The sequence below is a fragment of the Cohnella faecalis genome (genome assembly GCF_003570905.1).
In the GTDB taxonomy this organism is placed as follows: domain Bacteria; phylum Bacillota; class Bacilli; order Paenibacillales; family Paenibacillaceae; genus Cohnella; species Cohnella faecalis.
This window is the reverse complement of sequence record NZ_QXJM01000039.1, coordinates 858,050-880,262: the sequence shown is the minus strand read 5'-3', so window position 1 is coordinate 880,262 and position 22,213 is coordinate 858,050. Positions and strand designations below refer to the sequence as shown.

At 53.2% G+C, this 22,213-nt stretch carries 18 protein-coding genes; 5 read left to right on the top strand and 13 right to left on the bottom strand.

Annotated elements, in window-relative coordinates:
• Positions 1-47 precede the first annotated feature (47 nt).
• From D3H35_RS34205 to D3H35_RS16905, 6 genes are all read right to left on the bottom strand, one after another.
• Positions 48-242: a hypothetical protein gene (locus tag D3H35_RS34205; protein WP_325050042.1), complete on the bottom strand. Its 195-nt coding sequence runs from the start codon at positions 240-242 to the stop codon at positions 48-50.
• Positions 214-762 carry an ABC transporter permease subunit gene (locus tag D3H35_RS34200; protein ID WP_325050088.1) on the bottom strand — a complete coding sequence of 183 codons (549 nt, stop codon included), beginning with the start codon at positions 760-762 and terminating at the stop codon, positions 214-216. Before D3H35_RS34200 ends, D3H35_RS34205 begins: the two co-directional genes overlap by 29 nt.
• On the bottom strand, positions 755-1,042 hold the full coding sequence (locus D3H35_RS34195; protein WP_325050044.1) for a hypothetical protein: 288 nt from the start codon (positions 1,040-1,042) through the stop codon (positions 755-757). The genes D3H35_RS34200 and D3H35_RS34195 overlap by 8 nt, the downstream gene beginning before the upstream one ends.
• Positions 1,043-2,282: 1,240 nt before the next feature.
• Positions 2,283-3,890 (bottom strand): response regulator, encoded by a 1,608-nt coding sequence (locus D3H35_RS16915; RefSeq protein ID WP_233568051.1) that lies wholly within the window; start codon positions 3,888-3,890, stop codon positions 2,283-2,285.
• Positions 3,891-3,933: 43 nt separating this feature from the next.
• Positions 3,934-5,721: a sensor histidine kinase gene (locus tag D3H35_RS16910; RefSeq protein WP_158594148.1), complete on the bottom strand. Its 1,788-nt coding sequence runs from the start codon at positions 5,719-5,721 to the stop codon at positions 3,934-3,936.
• A gap of 469 nt (positions 5,722-6,190) precedes the next feature.
• On the bottom strand, positions 6,191-6,511 hold the full coding sequence (locus tag D3H35_RS16905) for a YerC/YecD family TrpR-related protein (protein WP_119151190.1): 321 nt from the start codon (positions 6,509-6,511) through the stop codon (positions 6,191-6,193).
• A 186-nt stretch (positions 6,512-6,697) separates the two neighbouring features.
• Between D3H35_RS16905 and D3H35_RS16900 the strand changes: the two genes are divergently transcribed.
• The gene (locus D3H35_RS16900) at positions 6,698-7,162 is read left to right on the top strand and encodes a hypothetical protein (protein WP_119150423.1); all 465 of its coding nucleotides are present in this window, start codon (positions 6,698-6,700) and stop codon (positions 7,160-7,162) included.
• A gap of 181 nt (positions 7,163-7,343) precedes the next feature.
• Here the strand turns inward: D3H35_RS16900 and D3H35_RS16895 are convergent, their stop codons facing one another.
• The 3 genes from D3H35_RS16895 to D3H35_RS16885 form a co-directional block, all read right to left on the bottom strand.
• Positions 7,344-8,291, bottom strand: coding sequence for a DUF1861 family protein (locus D3H35_RS16895; protein ID WP_119150422.1), 948 nt, complete (start codon positions 8,289-8,291; stop codon positions 7,344-7,346).
• A 123-nt stretch (positions 8,292-8,414) separates the two neighbouring features.
• Positions 8,415-9,422 (bottom strand): inorganic phosphate transporter, encoded by a 1,008-nt coding sequence (locus D3H35_RS16890; RefSeq protein ID WP_119150421.1) that lies wholly within the window; start codon positions 9,420-9,422, stop codon positions 8,415-8,417.
• Between the two features lie 30 nt (positions 9,423-9,452).
• A complete protein-coding gene (locus D3H35_RS16885) occupies positions 9,453-10,067 on the bottom strand; it encodes a DUF47 domain-containing protein (RefSeq protein WP_119150420.1) in 615 nt (204 codons plus the stop codon).
• Positions 10,068-10,365: 298 nt separating this feature from the next.
• Between D3H35_RS16885 and D3H35_RS16880 the strand changes: the two genes are divergently transcribed.
• From D3H35_RS16880 to D3H35_RS16870, 3 genes are read left to right on the top strand one after another with little or no spacing between them, the layout of a single operon-like run.
• Positions 10,366-11,766: an MBOAT family O-acyltransferase gene (locus tag D3H35_RS16880; protein ID WP_119150419.1), complete on the top strand. Its 1,401-nt coding sequence runs from the start codon at positions 10,366-10,368 to the stop codon at positions 11,764-11,766.
• Between the two features lie 20 nt (positions 11,767-11,786).
• Positions 11,787-13,052: a DHHW family protein gene (locus tag D3H35_RS16875; protein WP_119150418.1), complete on the top strand. Its 1,266-nt coding sequence runs from the start codon at positions 11,787-11,789 to the stop codon at positions 13,050-13,052.
• A 39-nt stretch (positions 13,053-13,091) separates the two neighbouring features.
• Complete coding sequence (locus D3H35_RS16870) at positions 13,092-14,720, top strand: glycosyl hydrolase (protein WP_119150417.1); 1,629 nt, start codon at positions 13,092-13,094, stop codon at positions 14,718-14,720.
• 72 nt (positions 14,721-14,792) lie between these two features.
• Here the strand turns inward: D3H35_RS16870 and D3H35_RS16865 are convergent, their stop codons facing one another.
• Positions 14,793-15,959 carry a DUF3048 domain-containing protein gene (locus tag D3H35_RS16865; RefSeq protein ID WP_233567967.1) on the bottom strand — a complete coding sequence of 389 codons (1,167 nt, stop codon included), beginning with the start codon at positions 15,957-15,959 and terminating at the stop codon, positions 14,793-14,795.
• Between the two features lie 92 nt (positions 15,960-16,051).
• Positions 16,052-16,768, bottom strand: a complete 717-nt coding sequence (locus D3H35_RS16860) for a 4'-phosphopantetheinyl transferase family protein (RefSeq protein ID WP_119150416.1) — start codon at positions 16,766-16,768, stop codon at positions 16,052-16,054.
• 978 nt (positions 16,769-17,746) lie between these two features.
• Here D3H35_RS16860 and D3H35_RS16850 point away from each other — a divergent pair.
• The gene (locus D3H35_RS16850; protein ID WP_119150055.1) at positions 17,747-18,937 is read left to right on the top strand and encodes an IS256 family transposase; all 1,191 of its coding nucleotides are present in this window, start codon (positions 17,747-17,749) and stop codon (positions 18,935-18,937) included.
• A gap of 1,103 nt (positions 18,938-20,040) precedes the next feature.
• Here D3H35_RS16850 and D3H35_RS16845 read toward each other — a convergent pair.
• A complete protein-coding gene (locus D3H35_RS16845; protein ID WP_119150414.1) occupies positions 20,041-20,799 on the bottom strand; it encodes a phytanoyl-CoA dioxygenase family protein in 759 nt (252 codons plus the stop codon).
• A gap of 19 nt (positions 20,800-20,818) precedes the next feature.
• The gene (locus D3H35_RS16840) at positions 20,819-22,171 is read right to left on the bottom strand and encodes an ANL family adenylate-forming protein (RefSeq protein WP_119150413.1); all 1,353 of its coding nucleotides are present in this window, start codon (positions 22,169-22,171) and stop codon (positions 20,819-20,821) included.
• Between the last annotated feature and the right edge of the window lie 42 nt (positions 22,172-22,213).

Here is a 22,213-nt window from a genome sequence, read left to right as displayed (position 1 = left end):
TTTGAATGCCGCGGTTGCCATGGACTTGCCTCCTTATTCGAATGCTCTTAGAACAGGGCGTCTTCCTTGCTGATCCGACGAACGATGAGGTTGGACGAAAGAACCAGCACGAAGCCGACGACGGCTTGATACAGCCCTGCTGCGGAAGACATTCCGATATCGCCGGAGACTAGAAACCCTTGATAGACGTAAGTGTCGATAATGAGCGTCTTGTCATAGAGCGCGCCCGCGTTCTGCGTCACTTGGAAGAACAATCCGAAGTCGCGTAGAAAATCCGGCCGATCTGCAGAAGAGTGAGGATAATAATGACGGGCCGGATGAGCGCACCGTAATGCTCCATACTTGTCTCCACTTGGAGGCGCCATCGATGTGAGCCGCTTCGTAATATTCATTGTCGATCCCGATTATGGCCGCCAGATAATCAAATACCGCATAGTACCCGATAAATTTCCAAGTGTTTACTATCGGAAGGATGAGAGGCCACCATTTCGGATCCGAGTACCACATGACTCCTTCGTCGTTGCCGAACATCGGGAGGAACGATTTGTTCATGACCCCGATATCGGGATTCAGGAAGCCGTATACGAGGTACGAGACGATAATCATCGATAAAAAGTACGGGAGGAACATCGTCGTCTGATGGAACTTGGCGAGCAGCTTGCTTCTCATGTTGTGGAACATAAGCGCGATGCCGACGCCTACTATGAGGTTCAGGAGGATGAACACCGCGTTGTAGGCGATCGTATTGCGGTAATTAGCCATGCGTCGCTCGAATTGAACAAATATTCAAAATTTTGAAAGCCAACCAAGGGCTGTTTTTGAAATTTTCGAAAAAGCTCGGGGACTCGTACGTCATGTTCTTGAACGCGATCAGGCCGCCGATCATCGGCACGTAGTTGTTAATGAGCAGCACGATCAGCGCGGGAGCCATCATCAGATAGAAAACGCCGTATCTTTGCCAGTAGCCTTGGTTGAGAGTCTTAACTTTGCGGGCTTTGATCTTGGCGGGCAACGCCGTTTTCGCAACCTGTTCCATCTCCATCAGTCCTTTGTCTCTCGTGTATTTCGTCTCTCCGTGATCTCATTGTACAGGGGGAACGAGCCGCCCATCTATCTACTGGGATGACCTAAATAGCACTTTGGTGACTTTAGGAAAACCTTTTCCGATTACGGCTATTGGGAGTGCGAACGGCGCCGAGGGGTGCTCCCCCAGTTCACGCACACCGCCCCGTTCCCCGCCAAATAAGGCACTCTCGGTTACTATCCACGCCCAGCGACCCCGTTCCCCGCCAAATAAGGCACCCACAGTTACTATCCTCGCCCAGCGACCCTGTTCCCCGTCAAATAAGGCACCCACAGTTACTATCCACGCCCAGCGGCCCCGTTCCCCGCCAAATAAGGCACCCACAGTTACTATCTCGGGCGGATGAACGGGAGAGCGGCGAAATAAGACACCCACAGTTACTATCTCGGGCGGATGAACGGGAGAGCGGCGAAATAAGACACCCTCGGTTACTATCTTCGGACGGATGAACGGGAGAGCGGCGAAATAAGACACTCTCGGTTACTATCTCGGGCGGATGGACGGGGGAGCCGCGAAATAAGGCACTCTCGGTTACTATCTCGGACGGATGAACGGGAGAGCGGCGAAATAAGACACTCTCGGTTACTATCTCGGACGGATGGACGGGGAGCGGCGAAATAAGGCACTCTCGGTTACTATCTCGGACGGATGGACGGGGGAGCGGCGAAATAAGGCACTCTCGGTTACTATCTCGGGCGGATGATCGGGGTGAGCGGCGAAATAAGACACCCTCGGTTACTATCTCGGGCGGATGGACGGGAGAGCGGCGAAATAAGACACCCTCGGTTACTATCTTCGGACGGATGAACGGGAGAGCGGCGAAATAAGACACTCTCGGTTACTATCTCGGACGGATGGACGGGGAGCGGCGAAATAAGACACCCTCGGTTACTATCTTCGGGCGGATGAACGGGAGAGCGGCGAAATAAGACACTCTCGGTTACTATCTCGGACGGATGGACGGGAGAGCGGCGAAATAAGGCACTCTCGGTTACTATCTCGGACGGATGGACGGGGGAGCGGCGAAATAAGGCACCCTCGGTTACTATCCGCGTCCACTGGCGGCATGCCCCGCCCAATAAGGCACCCTCAGTTACTATCCTCGCCCGCCACCCGCCAATAGCCCCGCCCACCACCAGCCCGAGCCAAGAACAAAAAAACCCGTCTCTCATCGAGACGGGCGGCGCGAGCATTGCTATCAATGCAGCGTCTGGTGCTTCTTGCGATAATCCTGCGGCGTCATGCCGGTCATTTTCTTGAACAGCTTAGCGAAATAGGAAAAGTGCGTATAGCCAATCCCTTCGGCGATATGGCTCACCTTGTCGTTCGTATCGATTAGCAGCCGCTTCGCCCGTTCTATTTTCGCTTGCGCGATATAGTCGGTCAAGGAGAGCCCCGTCTCCTTGCGGAACATCCTCGATAAATACGCCGGATTACGGTATACCGCGCCGGCAATATCGTCCCGCCCCAATTCCTTATGGATATTGTCCTGGATGAACGATTGAATTTTAGCAATGACGGCAGATGCGTCGCGATGGCGATCCTGGAACGCCTGCCCCGCCTTCTGCACCATCTTGACCGCCCACGCTTGCATGTGCAGCGGCGTCCGGGCGAACTGTCCGTCGTTCATCTCCTGCACCGCCAGCGCGTCGTAGATCGAAACCCCTTTGCGATGCGCCGCCTGGAACAGCATATGAACGAAGCCGAAGTAGAACAGCTCAAGCGTCTCCCGGCTGACGCTCTCTTCCTGAAAACGGCGCAGCGTCTCATTAACCGCAAGAACGAGCTCATCGATGCTTCCGTTATCGAGCAAAATGCCCCATTCCATGAAGGAAGGCAAGCTCGGCCCGGCTGCGCTCCCGCCTAACGCTTCCCCGCTCTCCAGTCCGTCTACCACCGTCTGCGGATTGGAAATATTGGCGCGCTCCAGCTGCGACAGCCGCTCGACCGAACCCGCAATTTCGCCGATCCGGACCGTGTCGCCCACATAACAGGATACGCGGCAATGAAAATAATCGTTGGAAGCTCTTACGTATTGCAGGCATGCCGTCTTCAGCGCATCCCGGTCAGCAAGCGCCCCGTCGGGCAAATAGACGAGCACGAGATTGACGTCGTTGCGATCCTGGAGCACGGCCCCCTTCCGGTCGCCCAATATAATTTCGGCAGCCGCCTTGCGCACGGCATATTCCATGATGCTCTCGTCGCGAGCGTCCAGCTCGACGTCCCATTGCTCGATGCTGAGCAGCACCGGCAGCACGCGATCGCCTGCGGACAGCGGGATATCGTACATCGCGAACTCCCGGTCAAGGCGATCTTGTCCGGCAGGCCCTCTCCCGGCCAGCACCTCCTGCCAGAACTTCTCCACCAGAATCGGCAGCTGATTTTTCCAATGGCGACGATACTTCTCAAGCATTTCCTCGAATGCCTGCCGCTCCTGCCTCCGCTCGATTTCCTCAATGGCTCGCTTCACGATTTCTTTTAACACATCATGATCGACCGGCTTGAGAACATAATCGAAGCAGCCGTATTGAAGAGCCTCTTGCGCGTATTCAAACCGGGCGTGCCCGGTCAAAAATACCGTCAGCGTCGCCGGAGCCGCTTCCCGGATATAACGAAGCAGCTCGATTCCGTTCGCTCCCGGCATTTCGATGTCCGAGATGACCAGATCGACCTTATTCTCCTGCAGCTTCCGCTTCGCCTGGTCCACGTTCTCCGCTTCGAGGATGACCGATATCGGCAGATCGCTCCAGTCGATTCCTTGCGTAATCCCTTTCAACGCGTAAATCTCGTCGTCCACAACCAGCATCGTCAGCAAAACGTTGCCCCCTTTCCGTATCATTCGCCGCTTTTTACAGTAACGGCTCATCCCTGCCGACCGGGAGCTTGAAGGCAGCGGGCAGCCAAATTTCGACGACAGCTCCCCCCTCGTCCGCATTGCGGAACACGATTCGGCCCGCGTCCCCGTACAGCATGCGAAACCTTCGAAGGATGTTCCAAATTCCAAGATGCTGCTCTCCGGTTCCTGCCAAATACGCGTCGCTTCCCAAATCCCGAAGCATGTCTTCCGGAAACCCCGGTCCGTTGTCGCTCACCGTAATGACTACGTAGCTTCCGAGCTCGTCTTCGCCGTCCTCCGACCGAATCGCAATCCGGAACAAGCTCCCGTCCTGCACTCTCTTGTTAAACGCATGAATAACGGAGTTTTCGACGAACGGCTGAATCGTGAGCGGCGATATTTCCGCTTTCAGGTGCTCCGGCTTCACGTCGATTTCGAAATCTAGCTTCGTAACGTAGCGCACCTTCTGGATTTCCAGATAATGACCGATATGACGGATTTCGTCCTCCAACGACACGACCGGACGGTTGCTCTGCATGAGAAACCGGAAATAATCGGCCAGATGGAGCGATAGCTTCTGCACCGACTTAAAGTCTTTTAGCGCTGCCAAATTATAAATAATGTTAAGGGAATTCATATAAAAATGCGGGTTGATCTGCACCTGCAAATGCTTGTACTCCGCCTTCTGCACCCGAAGCTGCTCCTCGTAGACGTCGATCTTCAGCTTTTCGATCTGCTCGGCCATCTGGTTGAACGATCCCGACATGAACGCGAATTCGCTGCTCTGGTTCGTCGGCAGACGAATGTCCAGCCGCCCTTGCCCCAGCTTGCGCATCCCTCGGATCAGTTCGACGAGCGGCTTAAACACAACCCTCTGAAGAAATAGCAGATAAAAGGACAGCAGCAAAGCGACAAGCAGCGGAATCCAGATGTAAAGCACCTTTTGGAAAAAAGGCAAGCTTTTCAAAATATACGATTCAGGCGTAATCAGCACGTAATTAAGGTCGGCGTATTGCGAATGCTTGGCCATGACCAAGTAATTTTCCCCTTGGGAACGAACGATCTTGTACGAATCGTTCATCCTCGTGACCGCGTCGAAAAAGTCGGGATCCTCCATGGGCTTGAACACGCGACTCGTCAATGAAACGCCTGACGAATCGAGAAGAAGCGCAGCTCCGGACGGGCCGACGTCGAAATTGGAGAGCACGCGCATCATGCTGTCGGAAGGAACGAGCGCGCCCGCATAGACGTTCAGGTCCAAATCGACCGCCTTGAGCAAATAATGATAGCCGCCCTCTACCGTTATCGATTCCCAGCGGTAATCGTGCTCGATCGGCCCGGTCAGATGAGTGCGGGACCATTCGTTAAGCGTCGTTTCCTTTTCTTCCGAGTTCGTGTTGTATTGGGTCGCGAAAATAATCGATTGTTCTTTGCGGGGGTACAGAAACAGCGTATCCAATATTCCGTATATGCTGGTCGAATCCAGCAAGGAATCGAGCGCGTATCGGTTAAGCAGCCGCAGCTTGGCCAGGATGTATTCGTCGGAGTCGGAAGGATACGATTGGATGATCGGAATATCGGGATCCCGGGCGAGGCGCAGCAGATAGTAGCGGTATTCCTTCAGTATTTTGTCGTTCTCGTTCACGCTGACGGCCAGCAGCTTGTTGTAGTTGTTCGAAATTTGATTGCGAACGACACCGGTTGCGTACACGTTGTTGTAAATAAGAAAAGCAACCAAAGGCGCGATGATCAGCGCAAAACCGAAGACGATTTTGAACCGCACCGACTGCCAAAAACTCATCCTCATTACCCCCCGTTCTCCTCGTATTGCAATCGCTTTCCAATTGCTTTTCTAGCATACCTTACCTTTTTGTCGATGGGCAACAAACAAATACGCCTTCGGCGTCCTTTGTGCGTCGAAGCTTTAAGGAGTTTGATAACTTATGCATTCCGGTATACTCAAGAAAACTTTCGCCCCTGCTGTCTGACGGGCCAGTTGATTAACTGCACTAGATACCGCTATTGATCCTGTAGAGTCACACCGTTAGGATCGAACTGCAAAAAGTACCGTTATTTTTTGTCATTTCGGAGCTTAACGCTAAAGCCGTCTTAGATAGATGTACCTTCTGCAGGTAATATCGTTAAAACACCGATCTACCATTCAAGTAAATGTATGTTTTGCAGTTGAGCGTCGGGCTAGGCTTGCGCGGAGTTGAACACTTAACAAAAAACCGGCAGGCCATAAGCCCTGCCGGTTCCATATGCTCCGTCTAGCTTTGCGTCTCCGCCGTCTCGTTGCCGAATCGTCCGAGACGCTCGAGCGTCAGCTTGTACCCGTCGTTGCCGTAGTTCAAGCACCGCTTCACCCGCGATATGGTAGCCGTGCTGGCTCCCGTCTCCGACTCGATCTGGTTATAAGTATTGCCTTTGCCGAGCATCCGCGCCACTTCCAGCCGCTGCGACAAAGACTGCATCTCGTTCACCGTGCACAAATCGTCGAAAAACACATAGCACTCCTCGACGCTCTTAAGAGTCAGAATCGCTTCGAACAATTGGTCGATCGATTTATCGTTAAGCTTCTTCAATTGCATCATGTCACCCCGAATGGTTGGAAGTCCGGCTCCCCATCTATTCATTTTACTGCGATCGCGAGCATACTTCAAGCGACGGCGCATTCATGCATTACCGAGGTAAAATGGTTCCGGTCCCGGGCTAACGTCCATTCGGAAGGCGGGCGGGCTACATATCCTATAGGCAGAAAGGGTGTGACTGCCAAAATGAACGACTATCCGCATCGCGGACTTGGCGGATGGCAGCAAGGGCCGGGCCTCGGAGGAGAAGCGTTTCCCGGCATTGGGGAATCGCTCTCCGGCCCTCCCGCCCTCGCGAATCCGCAAGTGCTTCCGGCCGCCCAAGCCGCTACCAAAGCGGCGGGAGGCTTCTCGTTAGCCAATCTTAGCGATTTGAAATCCGTCATCGACCGCATGGGAGGCATAGAAGGCGTACTTTCGACGGTGGGCAAGGTGCAGAAATTCATGTCCACCATGCAGCAAGTAGCGCCGATTATCAAGCTGTTCATGAACAAAGGAAAATCCAGCAAGACCAAGGACGATGACGACGAAGACGACGATGCGGCGCCCAGACGCCGCAGAAGAAGAGTCGGTTCCGGCAAATCGCGGCGGAATCGGCGAATTCGGCGGAATCGGCGGCGTCGGCAGCGGCGCAGAGCCGGACGTCGCTAATAATTGGCGGCGCGCAAAGCCGTCGGCCCGAAGACAGCTTCGCCGGCTGACGGCTCCGCACGCCCGTTCGACTCCAATCGTCCCCGTAGCCTCGGCGACTTTTTCGTTCGCCCCGACATACAAAGCGGCCGCCAACCGGATATTCCCCGGGCAGCAGCCGCTTGTTTGCGTTCGTCTATCGTTACTGCGATTCGTATTCCTCGAAAGGGTCGGGAATAACGATCACATGAGCTTCGGCGTCGCTGACTCCCGTATACAAGGATGCGCTCCCATCCTTATTCCGGACAAGTCCGCCGCTGAACAGCACGTCCTTCAAATCCGGCCGTTTGGCCGGACCGTCCAAAAACATGTCCCGCGCGGCGATCAGCTTAACCGCCGTGTACGAGCGGTCAGCCGGATCGTAAGCGAATGTCATCGGGTAGTAATGCCGGATATTGTTATGTTCCATACAGGCGATGTGGCCGAGCACCCCTATCTTTCCGTTCGAGAGCAGATGGGCTTCATTCGCCCCTCCCCATTCGTCGGGCAGGAACATTTGGCGCATCAAATCGGCTCGATCGATCGCTTCCTCGGCCAGCTCCGACAAATCGTCGATTTCCGCATAACCGATCATCGCCCGGGCTCCCTCGACGAACATAGGCCGCGTGAAAATGCCGATTTTGCCGTTCTCCAATTCGATAAGCCGAATGTCCTTCATTGTAAGCGGCCCTTTGGCGAATGGCTCCAGGCTGCCGATCCTCGTCCCTCGATAAAAGACGGTACGCCAAGATGTGACGTAGTGGGGATCGTTCCCGTCGAAGTATACCTCCACTCCGCCGAATACGATCTCTCCATGTACGAAGGCAACGAACGGATCCTGGAGAGCGAATACCGGTGCGCCGTTCCGAGGCACCCACTCTCCGTTACGGTTCACGAAAAAGATAACCTCGGACTCCTCTTTGGATCGGTCCTCGACTCTTCCGGCGATGACGGGCTCTCCGTCATCCATGAACGGAGCCGTAATATTGTAGACGTCGCGGGCTCCCACTCCGGAAAAGATCAACTTCGTCCCGCGCGAATTGGGCTGCTCTTTCCGAAATCGCTCCAACAGCTTCGCGCATGAGCTCGCTTGTTCGGTATATGCCAGCATTGTCGCCCTCCATACCCGCAGATGGTTCCGAGAATCGTCTCATCATTATATAGTAGCGCAATCGGAGGCTGTGGATTCAAATTCCTTAGCCTATTTTTTTCCCGTTAGTCCGTCTTACCCCAATTAATGCATGAATAAGCTAAGCACACCGTAGACTGCAGCCGACAGAATGGCGACGACCGGAATGGTAATAATCCATGTCACGATAATCCGTCCGGCCACATGCCATTTGACGCTGGAAAACCGCTTCGCAGCGCCGACGCCCAGAATCGACGAAGTAATCGTATGCGTCGTGCTCACCGGCAAATGGGCTAGCGTAGCCGTCAAAATAATCGAAGCCGAGGCAATATCCGCGGAGAACCCGTTGATCGGCTCGATTTTGAAAATTTTGGTTCCCATCGTTTTGATGATTTTCCAGCCGCCGATCGACGTTCCCGCCGCCATAGCAAGAGCGGCGGACAGCTTGACCCAGAACGGGATAGAATCCATATCAGGGTGAAGCTCTCCCACGACGAGCGCCATCGTAATGATGCCCATCGCCTTCTGCGCGTCGTTCGTACCGTGGGTGAACGACTGCAGCGCCGCCGTCAGCACCTGTCCGGAACGAAATACCTTGTTCACGTGATGCGGACTCGTGTTCGCGAAGACATGCTTCAAAATAAACATGATGATGTAACCGATAACGAAGGCGATAATCGGCGACATGACCAGCCCGAGGACGATCTTCGAGAACCCGCCGTAATTGATGCCGTCCCAGCCTTGAGAAGCAATCCCTGCCCCGGCTAACGCTCCGATAAGCGCATGAGAGGAGGATGACGGAATTCCCCATAGCCAGGTCAGCAAATTCCAGACGATGGCGGCGACCAAAGTCGCGATGACGATGGTCAGGCCGTGTTCCCCCATCTTGAAAGGATCCACGATGTCCTTGCCGATCGTCTTGGCGACTCCGGTGAACATAAGCGCTCCGACGAGGTTCATGACCGCCGCCAATATAATCGCCCGCCGCGGCGTCAGCGCGCGCGTCGACACGGAGGTCGCGATGGCGTTCGCCGTATCGTGGAATCCGTTGATAAAGTCGAAGCCAAGAGCAAGCGCGACGATTATGACTACCAATATCATTGTCGAATCCATTGTTTTTTGTTCCGTCCCCGCTTATAAATGTCAGGAATTACGCATGATGATCGATTGCAGCGTATTGGCGACGTCCTCGCAAGAGTCGGTCGTCTGCTCGAGCCGTTCGTACAGTTCCTTGTATTTGATCAGCTCGATCGGGTCCTTGACGTTCTGGAACAAATTTTTGACGCCCTGCCGCATCAATTCGTCCCCTTCGTTCTCGAGCTCGTTGATTTTCACGCACGGCTCCTGCATCGCAAGAAGCTTTTTCTGCGTCAGCAAATAGATCGCTTTCTTGATTTCCTGGGCGCTTCGGCGAAGGCAGTCTCCGAATTTGCGAATATAAATGTCGGGCTTCGTAATTTCGTACATATCGAACCTCGAGGAGCAAGCCTCGACGCCATCGAGCACATCGTCCAATTTCTTGATGAGCTCCATGATGTCTTCGCGCTCGATCGGGGTAATGAACGTTTTGTTGAGCTCAAGGATAATCGTATGCGTTAACCGATCTCCGCGGTGCTCGAATTCCTTCATTTCCTTGGCGAATGCGGAAACATCGCTCAAGTCGCCGTTAACGGAAGCGGCGAACCGATCTGACGTCTCGACGATGACATCGGCCATTTCCTCCAGCGTCTTGAAAAAAATATCTTTTTTTCGAAACACGTACAGCCCTTCTTTCCCGATTGGATGACTGATTTTACATGGCTTTAACAGGGCAATCCCCAATTTTAACCTTACTTAGTTTATCACAGCGCGAACGAGCTTGGTATAGCCTCCCACCGCATCGTTTGACACTTTTTTTAAGTTTGCCCCGTGCGGTAATTCATAATCCTGTTTTCAAGCGCTTTCGCGTGCGGGGAATACCGTCAGACATCGACCTTTTTTTCAAAAAGTTCCCTGAGCCGATAGTATCTATGGTAAAATTCAAGCATAAAAAAATCCTCAAGGAGGACGTATTCGCTTGGTTTTTTCCAGCATTCTCTTCTTGTATTTCTTCTTCCCCGTCTTGCTACTGGCTTATTTCGTCGTCAAAAACACTAAATTCCGCAACTGGATTCTCATTGTGTTTTCCTTCGCGTTCTACGCCTGGGGCGAACCCGTATGGGTGTTCCTGCTGGTCGCCGCCTCCTTACTTGGGTATTTGGCCTCCTTGTACGTGGACAAGCATCGAGGAACCCGCAAAGGCAAGCTGGTCTTTATCGTTTCGATCTGCCTAATTATCGGTATGCTCGGTTATTTCAAATACACCGGTTTTCTTATCGATAATGTAAACGAATTACTCGGTCTCGAAGTAGCGCGGCCCAATATCGCGCTTCCGATCGGGATTTCCTTCTTTACCTTTGAAATTATCTGCTACATGTCGGACGTGTACAAAGGCGCTATCCGGGCGCCTCGTTCCCCAATGAAAATGTTTCTGTACGTCTCGTTCTTCCCACATTTGATAGCGGGTCCCATCATTAGGTTCACCGATATCGAAGCGCAGATGGACAATCGCAAAATATCGCTCGCGAATTTCAGCAGCGGGGTCAACCGATTCGTGATCGGCCTCGGCAAAAAGGTAATTCTGGCCAACTCGGTAGGCGAAATCGTTCCGAACCTTCTAGGTCCGAACGGCTCGGATTCCTTTCTCGGAGTCTGGTTCGGAGTTTGCTTGTACGCGTTGCAAATTTATTTCGATTTCTCCGGCTATTCGGACATGGCCATCGGACTTGGCAAAATGTTCGGATTCACGCTGAATGAAAATTTCAACTATCCTTATATATCCAAGTCGGCCGGAGAATTTTGGCGTCGCTGGAATATGTCTCTCGGCGGCTTTTTCCGCGATTACGTCTACATTCCGCTCGGGGGCAACCGGAAGCGGTACATTCGCAACGTCACCGTCGTCTGGTTTTTAACCGGACTTTGGCACGGCGCAAGCTGGAATTTCATCATCTGGGGACTTTACTTCGGGCTGCTTATCGTGCTAGAACGCTATTTCCTGCTCAAATGGTTTTCCAAGCTGCCCGCTTTCTTTTCCAACCTGTATTTTCTCGGCGCCATGCTCGTCGGTTGGGTCTGGTTCTATTTCACCGATATTCACGAAGCGCTGATGACGCTTCGCATCATGTTCTTCCTCGAAGAGCGTCCGATCGTATCGACGCAAGCGTTCCTCTTCTTCCGCGAGAACATGTTCCTGTTCTTCCTGGCCGCGATTTCTTGCACGCCGCTAATGAAGAACGCAGTCAGCTATTTGGCAGGCAACCGCCGGACGTCGCCTCTTGTTAACACGATCGGCCCTGTCTATAACTTGGCCGTGCTTGCGCTATGCACGATTCTGCTGGTCGGAAGCACTTATAACCCGTTTTTATACTTCCGTTTCTAGGCAGAGGAGAGAGAGCAAAAATGAGTTCAAGCAATCATCATAAATGGAACATCGCGCTATTCCTCATTCCGATTGCTGCCATGGCGGTGCTCAACTTAACGAAGCCCGGCGGATCGTCCGACATCTCGACGCTAGAGCAGCGGGAAGTGCAGGCATGGCCTGCATTCTCGATGGATAAGCTCGTTCACGGCAAGCTGTTCAAGGAATACGACAACTACTTTTCAGACCGGTTTGTATTCCGCAACACGTTTGTCGAGCTTGGCAGCTCCGCGAAGGAGCTCAAAGGGCTGAAGGGAGACGACGTATCCATAGTCGTCCAGAAGGGCGACACGGGCGAGCAGATGAGCGGCGGCGGTGCTTCAGCCGTACAGCTCGACGATTCCGGCCAGCTGATGACCGGCAAATCGTCGTCTAAGTACTTGGTCGTGAAGGATAGCGCCATGCTTCTTTACCACTATTCTCCGGTTGCCTCGGAAGCATACGCGAAGGCGATCAACCATCTGGACTCGCTGGTCGATTCCAGCGTCAACGTCTATTCGATGCTCGTGCCTTCCCAGGTCGAGTTCGTCGAGTCCGAAAAGCTGCGCAAGCTGTCCGACTCGCAGAAGAAAGCTTTCGAGCATGTATATTCCCTTTTGGGGGATGGAGTGAAGCCGGTACCCGCCTACGATTCGGTAGCGGCACACAAGAATGAATACGTCTATTTCCGGACGGACCATCACTGGACTGCGCTCGGCGCGTATTACGCCTATGAAGCGGTTGCCAAGACGATGGGCTTCGCTCCCGTTCCGATCGGCGCCTACGAGAAGAAGGAGATGCCTGGCTATCTCGGCACGTCGTACGCCGCCACTCTCAGCGCTGCATTAAAGAATCATCCCGACACGATCACCGCTTATGTTCCTGCCGTCAAGAACGAATACAAAGTATTCAAAGACGGGAAGAACGGGAAGAAGCGCGAGCTAGTCGAAGGAAAAATTCCGAAGGACGGACGCGGAGGCTATGCGGTATTTCTCGGCGGAGACTTCGCGATGAGCCGCATCTCGACGGACGTCGGCAACGGCAAGAAGCTCTTGGTCGTCAAGGACTCGTACGCCAACGCCCTCATTCCGTTCCTGCTATCGCACTTCGAGGAAATCGAGCTCGTCGATCCTCGCTATTTCAAAGGCAATCTCGTTGCCGAAATCAAGGAGCGGGGAATTACCGACGTGCTCTTCGTTAATGGCCCCGTCGTTACGACCTACACCGGAATCGCCAAGCTCGTCGAAGAAAGACTTGCCGCCGGGTAAGAAGACGGCAGCACTGTTCGCCCCGAAGGAGGAGGCCGCTTGAACGGAAGCAGCGCAACGAAACGGTTCGGAACATGGGCGATCGCGGCATTGCTGGCGTTGACGTTAGCGCCTTCGACCGATACTCACGCAGCCAAGGCCCCCGCCAAAATAAACGTATGGAAAGTATACGAGGAAGCGAATAAGGCGAAGGACAAGAAGGACTTCAAGACCGCCGTCGCCAAATACTTGCAGATCGCTCTTGAGTTTATCGCGAAGAAGGAATTCAACAACGCGGCGCTCATGTACAACAAGGCCGGCGATTTGCAGTCGCAATTGGCGCTTTACGACGATGCCGTGAAATCGTGGGATCTGGAAGCGGCCAATTGGACCAAAGCGAACAAGACACAAGAAGCGATCGCCGCAGCCCGCAAAGCGGACTGGATACGCAGCCGGTTCGAGCTGTACGTCGCGGACGAGTCGGCCGCCGGTTCCGTCTATCACGGCGTCAAGTACGAGCCCAGGAACGGCACGCTTCTCGGCGCCTATGCGGAGAACGACCCCGCCGTTCATAATGCGAACGGCGGGGATAAGTTCTACATGACCGATTTTCCCGCCTTGACCGGGAAGAAGCACGCGATGTACTTGCTGTACACGACCTATGGCCTGAACTTCTTCGAATCGTACAAACGGCATATCGATATCGCCCGCAAGGAAGGCGTCGCCTTGCAGGTCGCCCTGCAGCCGATGAAAGGGCTCGGAGCCGTTCAGGACGACGAGTATTTGCGAAGCTTGGCGCGCTCTGCCCGGGATGCCCAGATTCCTATCTTCCTTCGCTTTGCGAACGAAATGAACGGCAGCTGGGTGAAGGAATGGTACTCGGCGGATCCGAAGCCTTATATCGAGAAGTTTCGCATCGTAGCCAAGGTGTTTCACGAGGAAGCGCCTAACGTTGTCATGGTATGGTCGCCGAACTACTTTCCGCCGGACAATATTACGAAATATTATCCGGGCGACGACGCGGTAGATTGGGTTGGCGTCAGCATGTATCAGACGTTCAACGGCAGTCTTGATCCGTTAAAGAAAGGCATCGACCGCTCCAGCTATATCGAGAAATTCGATCATATTTACAAGCTTTACGCCAAGAAGAAGCCGATCATACTATCCGAGGGGGCCGTGTCGTATACCGATCCCGTCCTTCATTCCGACCGCAACGCGTGGGCCGCTTACCAGACGAAGGTGTTCTACGAGAGCATTCCGCTGCTCTACCCTGGAGTCAAGGCGGTCGTCTGGTTCGATGCCACCAAGAAGGAAGAAGGACGTTTGAATTCCTATCTGTTGTCGAAAAGCCCGTCTCTTCTCGGAGCCTACAAGCAATCGGTACAGAACCCGTACTTCTTAAGCGGCGTAACGGAGAATTCGAAGGTTGCGTACAAATCGCTAGCCTCGGGAAAGCTGGCCGCGAAGCCTCAGACGATAGCCGCCTATGTCAAGACGGTGTCTCCTATACTCGGCAAGGTCGAGTATTCGATGAACGGCAAGCTCGTCGCTGCGGCCAAGACTGCTCCATGGACTCTTGCGTACGATTTCACATCTCTCAAGGGCAAGACGGTCGAGCTAGCCGTGAAGGCGTTCGACGACAAGGGCGCAAGCGTCTCTTCCCGAACGTTCAAGCTGACGATTCAATAATTAAGAACGGGCCGTTCCTGCGGAGGACAAAAGACTCCCCAGGAACAGCCCGTTCTTTTTAATGAATTAAGTTTACTGATAAGTAACGTGACTGGAAATCGGCTTCGAATTCGGGACGACATGGAAATAAGTAACTCCAGGAATCATCGGAAGCTCCTTGCCATCCTTCATAAGGCGAACCGCATCTCCTTGGCTATGCTCCCAAGTGCAAGAAATAACCCGGCCTTGCTGGAAGACAAGCGCCTCTCCGCCGCCGTTCAAGTCGATTTCCAGACGGCCGTAAGAATCGTACGTCTTGTGCTTGGTCGCAATGACGACGAGATTGGTCGCGGTAAGCTGTTCGTTATTGTTCTTGTCGACATGAGGCTGTCCGTTAATGGAGCGCTTGTACTTGCTCGCAGACGCATCGTACGTGTAAGACACTTTGTAATCGGACAGCTCAAACTTGATGCCGATCTCGGAAGCCGGCGCAGCGCCGCTCAAATCCGGATTGGAGTCGAATATCAGCTGCGGAAGCGGCACGTTCGTCTCGATCTTGCGGTGCTCGGCTCCCGCGCGGAGCTTCTCCGCGGTGGAATACAGATTGTGTGGAGCTTTGCGAGATTTGTCCCGGTAGAAATAAGCGCCCGCGTTGTTGATCTCGTCCAGATCGGGAATTTTCTTATTGCGCTGCAAGATTGCGAGCGCGTCGTTGCTTGCCCCCGCATGGACGAGCACCCCGCCGTAAATCTGCCCCAGCTCGATTAAATAAGGACGAATACTGCGAATCGGACCGATCGGATCGGAGGATTCGTTGCTCTGAAAAAAGCCGACAAGCCTTGTAATGCCGCCTTCCGCGAGAATTTCCCATACCATATCCGCATGGCTCAGTCCCGATTGCGGCCTTGCCGGCTTCAAGTTGTTGATCATGACCGTCAACGGACGCTTGTTGACCGGCTGCTCGATAGGCAGCCCCGTAAGCGGAGCGGTGAAGGCAAGCGCCGGCGAAGAGGATTCCGACGGAGCAGGCGATGCGCTTTCCGTAGGCGCTCCCGACGAGCTTGCGCTTGGAGGCGCATTGACCGGCTTCGAATCTCCGCCGCAAGCGGTGAGACCCGCTACGGCTAATGTCAGAGCTGCGATAGCGAGGGGAATCCGGCGCACCAGCGGCGCAAGCTGCGGCTTGCCCGATAAGGCGGATTGGGGCATCTGCGTCTGTTCAAGAATTGGGTTGCGGTTTTTGCGATAGCGAGGCGTCATGCGTTCCCTCCGTCTTCGTCTTATTCTTCCATTAAACCACATAGGAAGGAAGTTTGTCTTGATGCCACCTTTGCCGATTCGGCGTTGACGAGCTACCCTTCGGCCCGAACGATCGGTAGGTCGAAAGAATCGAGCAGTCGCTCCAGATCGACAATGTCGACGGCTTCCGCCGACATTCGGCTTTTCGCGCACGACGTAAGGACGTAGCCGGGGTCCAGCGGATACTGCCTGAGGTGCCATTGCTCCCCGTCGATGATCCCGGTTCCTCCAAGACGTTCGGAGAACACGACGGAGAAGCTGTCCAGCGGCTTGCTGAGGCCCGACCCTATCGCTTTCACGTAGCTTTCCTTCGCCGTCCAAATCCCGTAAAAAAGCAGCTGTCTGCTAAGCTCATCCCGCTCCATCCTCAGGCAGCCGACCTCCTCCGGCGAAAAAAATCGGTCGGCTATGGCGATATCCGCAGAGTCGATCTTCTCGATATCGACGCCGACAGGCTCATCGTCGATCGCGCAGACGACCCACTCGCCGGAGTGGGACAGATTATAGTGAAAGGCGGAAGCCTTCTCCGGATAGCTGACGTAGGGCTTGCCGTAAGAGTTCGTCCCGAATCGGAGCGCCTCAGGCGGATACTTGAGCTTGTCCGATGCGAGCCGCCTGACAAGCAAATCGCCTAGAAGGCCTCTAATGAGATCTTCCCGGCGAATAAATTTCCGCAGCCGCTCCGCTTTCTCATGCGGCAGCAAGCTCAGGAGCCCAGGCAACCGCTCGATCGGAAATGACGATATTTTTACGGCGAACAATTGCGCCAACGACGATTCCTCCCCCGACGATTATTCATCTGCTGTCCCATAGAAGTAAAACCCGCTTCTATTCGGATTGCATACTATTGATGTAAAACCTGCTTCCATGTGAAATGCATACTATCGATGTAAAACTCGCTTCCATGCGGAATACATACTATCGATGTAAAACCCGCTTCCATGCGGAATACATACTATACAGTTCGGCGTCAGCTTCGAAAATCCTATCCGTTCTCGCAAAAACTCCGGCAATATCATCCAAGCAAGCGCCTTCGGCGTTTTTCGTCCCTATTCCCGACTCCGACCGCATAATAGTCGCGTTGAGACGCTCTAGGCCAATTTCTCTCACTTCAACATTTGCCCCAACGAGCGCCCGTCCAGCCAGTTCTTGTTCTAGCCTTTTCAACCGTTCTTTCGCACTCCGATACCATCTGCCGAATAAGACACCCTCAGTTACTTTTGGCGGCTGATGGCGGAGGAGCGCTTGAAATAAGGCACCCTCAGTTACTATTGGCGGCGGGATGACGGGAGAACGCTTGAAATAAGGCACTCTCAGTTACTATTCGCGTCGGATGGCGGAGGAGCGCTTGAAATAAGGCACTCTCAGTTACTATTCGCGTCGGATGGTGGGAGAGCGCATGAAATAAGACACTCTCAGTTACTATTGGCGTCGGATGGTGGGTGATCGCTTGAAATAAGACACTCTCAGTTACTATTGGCGTCGGATAGCGGAGGATCGCTTGAAATAAGGCACTCTCAGTTACTATTCGCGTTGGATGGTGGGAGAACGCTTGAAATAAGGCACTCTCAGTTACTATTCGCGTCGGATGGTGGGAAACCGCTTGAAATAAGACACTCTCAGTTACTATTCGCGTCGGATGGTGATGACGTAAAATTGTTTGTGTACCATGTTTTGGAGTCTTACCAAAACAAAAAAAAGTAGGGTATTCTCGGGGTTACGACGCCACCAAGAAGGAGCCCTACTCGATGACTACTATACCCGAAAACATGCTTAACGATCTATTTGAAAATCTTGTCACACAGTTTGTGAAACAGAACATTGAGACGATCATGCGAGCTGAAATCAAACACATGTTGGAGGAGCAGGAAGAACATCAGCGTAATAGCCGGAACGGTTATTACACGCGCACCCTCCACACGAAGTATGGTCACATTGAAGATCTCCAGGTACCACGTGACCGTAATGGCCAATTCCAAACCAGCGTATTCGAGCCGTATCAGCGCCGAGATGGTTGGCTAGAGGAAGCTGTTATTCAGATGTACAAAAGCGGTATGGGCACACGAGACGTCGCCCGTTTCATTGAAAGCATGTTTGGTAGCCAATATTCGCCTACGACCGTCAGTAATATTACAGCGACAGTGTTGGAGGACATTCAAATCTGGTTGCAGCGCCCGCTAAAGAAACGTTACTCGGTTATTTATCTCGACGGTCTTTACGTCAAACTCAAACGCGGCACCGTAAGTGGCGAAGTCGTTTACTTTGCGATGGGGATCGACGAAGATGGTCACCGGCAAATCCTTGGCTTCTACATTGGCGGCCAAGAGAGTTCAAATGGCTGGCGGGAAGTACTCAAAGATCTTTATAAACGCGGGGCGACAGACGTGCTGCTCGGCGTGTTTGACGGCCTGACAGGGCTTGAAGTAGCCTTCCGCGAGACTTACCCGAAAGCCGACGTGCAGCATTGTGTGGTGCACAAAGTCCGTGCTACTTTCCCAAAAATCCGGGTGCAACATCGAACGGAAGTTATCGAGGATATCAAAACGGTTTACACGGCTGAGGACAAAGATCTTGCATTAGCAGCCTTCGACACGGTTTACGCAAAGTGGGGCAAATTGTATCCAAAAGAGATGGAACTTTGGAAGGAGCAACTGCCTACGTTGCTGACCTTTTACAAATTTCCCAGCCTCATCAAGGAAGCCATTTACACTTCCAACCCAATCGAGCGGATGAATAAGGAAATCCGCAAGAGACTCAAGCCGATGAATAGTTTAACGAACATGGATGCGGCAGAGAAGATCGTTTACTTGCAGGCAATCGACTACAACGAACGTAACGAAAGTCGCGCCATACGTGGGTTTGCAGATCCTGAAGTGAAGAAGAAGTTAACCGAGATGTTTGAGGCACGATATTCGGACAAGATAACATCCGAGGAGTAGCGCCACAAAAACCAATCTCCCGCGCCTTCGCTTGAGCTGCGCTCTCCGCCAACTCTAAAACCTAAAATCATGTCCATCATCCCGATGGAAAAACCTACTACACAAACTTCTTGACGCTACCCGGATGGTGGGAGATCGCTTGAAATAAGACACTCTCAGTTACTATTCGCGTCGGATGGCGGAGGATCGCTTGAAATAAGGCACTCTCGGTTACTATTAGCGGCGGATGGTGGGAGAACGCTTGAAATAAGGCACTCTCGGTTACTATGGCGGGCGAATGGAGCGGACAGCGCCGGAATAAGGCACTCACAGTTACTATTCGCGTCGGATGGTGGGCGAGCGCTTGAAATAAGGCACTCACAGTTACTATTCGCGTCGGATGGTGGGCGAGCGCTTGAAATAAGGCACTCACAGTTACTATTCGCGTCGGATGGTGGGCGAGCGCTTGAAATAAGACACTCTCGGTTACTATTCGCGTCGGATGGCGGAGGAGCGCTTGAAATAAGGCACTCTCGGTTACTATTCGCGTCGGATGGTGGGAGAGCGCATGAAATAAGACACTCTCGGTTACTATTGGCGGCGGATGGTGGGAGTTCGCTTAAAATAAGGCACTCTCAGTTACTATTCGCGTCGGATGACAGAGAAGCGCTTGAAATAAGACACTCTCGGTTACTATTGGCGTCGGATGGTGGGAGAGCGCTTGAAATAAGGCACTCTCAGTTACTATTCGCGTCGGATGGCGGAGGATCGTTTGAAATAAGGCACTCTCGGTTACTATTGGCGGCGGATGGTGGGAGAACACTTGAAATAAGACACTCTCGGTTACTATTGGCGGCGGGATGACGGGAGAACGCTTGAAATAAGGCACTCTCAGTTACTATTCGCGTCGGATGGTGGGAAAGCGCATGAAATAAGACACTCTCAGTTACTGTTGGCGGCGGATGGCGGGCGAGCGCTTAGAATAAGGGAGCTCTAAGCAGTATCGAGAATTTCATACTTCCTTATCTATGAACGAAAACAGACAGTCCCTGCACCATTCTCATGGCGAAGGGACTGTCTGTTTAACCGTCTAATCAGCTATTGCCGAGAAGCAATCGCATTCCTTAAAAAATTTGATCGTTGTAACCCAGAAGTCTTCTTCTTCTCGCGTCCGAACGCTGGATCAGTTCCATCGGCGCGCGATATGCGGCGTTATTGTCGTGCGACATATGCGGCACGATGAATTTTTGGCGGTAAATGATTTGTTGCACGAAGCGAGGAGAATCGCTGCGGTTAGGAGCGCCGCGATGCCATACTTGGCTGTTGAACACTAGGCAATCTCCCGCTTTCGCCAATACGGATACCGGCTCGCGTCCTTTGTACAAATCGATGTCCTCGGAGAAGTTCAAGCGCTTGCCCGCCCGGTGAGAGCCGGGCACCACTTGGGTCGGGCCGAGATCTTCCGTAATATCGTCCAAATAATAGAGGGCGTTAACCAGATAGACAGGCATTGGGATGCGCTCATCGATCTCAAGCCCCTCCGGCAGTGGGAAGAACAACGCTTCGTCCACGTGCCATTTGCTTACGCCGGTATCCTTGAGCGTCCGCATTCCGTTCATGCTGCTAAGCTGGACATCGGGCCCGATCACTTCCTCGATAAAATCGACAACTCCAGGAAAATCGACCAACGTTTCGAAAATTCCTCCTTTTTCGAACATCGGTCCTTGAAGCATGACTTCCTGGCCTTTTCCGTCGAACGCTTGCTGAATGCCCGCTTTAACTTCGCTGATTTGGTCTTGGTTCAAAACATTGCGAAACAGCACATATCCGTCCTTATGAATTTGCTCCAATTCGTTCGCATAGCGGCTGGCAGTCGTTTGCATTATTCATCCACCTCTTCGGTTATTTTTGGGAAATCCTCACTTTTTTCATTCGTTCGCTCGTCATCGAATCGTTCGTAATAACGATTTTTTGCGGAATTTTCCACGCGGGCAGCTTATCCTTGCAAAATTCCCATATCCGTCCGCGCAGTTCCTTCAAGCTCTCTTCTCCTTGGAGCTTGACGGTCGCCTTGACGATCTGTCCGGTAATTGCGCTCGGTTCCCCGCTGACGGCGACCTCTTCGATGTTGGCGATCAATTGAAGAACGCTTTCCACCTCTGCGGGGTATACCTTCTCCCCGCCTACGTTGATCAAATCCGACCGTCGGCCCAAAATCCGGAGGAAGCCCCCTTCCTCTACGGCCATATCGCCCGTCATGAGCCAACCGTCCGAAGTAAAAGGGTCCGGTGCGTTCAAATAACCCAGCATCGCGGTTGCCGTTTTGATTTCGAGCATTCCGTCAACGATTCGGTACTGAACTCCATCGTCCGCGAGGGAAAAATGAAGGGAATCGTCGGTACGCGATTTGGTGCGGAGGACGCCCAACTCAGACATGCCGTACGCTTGAACCGTCCGAACGGAAGGAAACCGTTCCTTCCAAGCCGTTAGCGTGCTTTCCGGCATGACCTCCGAGCCGTAAGAGACGACCTCCAGGCTCGAGAGATCGAATTCGGCGTGCACACCGCTCAGCAGCAGCAGGTTCATGAACGTCGGGGAAACCGGCAACGCCTGAATTCGATGAGCTTCGATCGTTCGGCACACCTCATATGGCGACCGATCTTGCAAAATATACAGACAGCCTCCTCCCGCAAGAGACTGCAGCATCGTGTTCAATCCGCCAATATGATCGAACATCATGAACGGAATCGTTCGTTTTGCGCTTCTCGCCAAGCGAAACTTCCACAGAAGCCGACCTGCGTGATGAACGGCCGCTTTGCTTTTTCCCGTGGACCCGGACGAGAACAAGACAAGCCCGGGGGCTCGCTCCTGCCGAAGATGATCGAGCCATCGGTTGACTGGCGGTTCAGCGTCAAGCGAGATTACTTCTATGCCGTCTTCGCCGGCCCGGACTCTCGTTCGGGCTTCCGCTACTCCCAGCATTTCCGTTCTCTTCGCTTCAGGGATATTTCCGTCCATCGGAACGATGATGGACGACAGCTTGATCAGGGCGAACAAGGCTGCGATCGTATGCGGAGAATAATCCCCTTCCAGCGAGACGACGCTATGGGCTATCCCATCCTCCGCTTCCAAGCGCTTCTCGAATTCGGTTATACGATCAAGCAACCACCCGTACGAATAGGTCGCATCCTTCCACCCAATGGCCGATTCGGCTCTGCGTTGCTCGAAGCCTTCTAACAAAAAATCAAAATGCATGCTCTGCCTCCTTCCTACCTGGCAGCAGCCGGAAGAACGTAT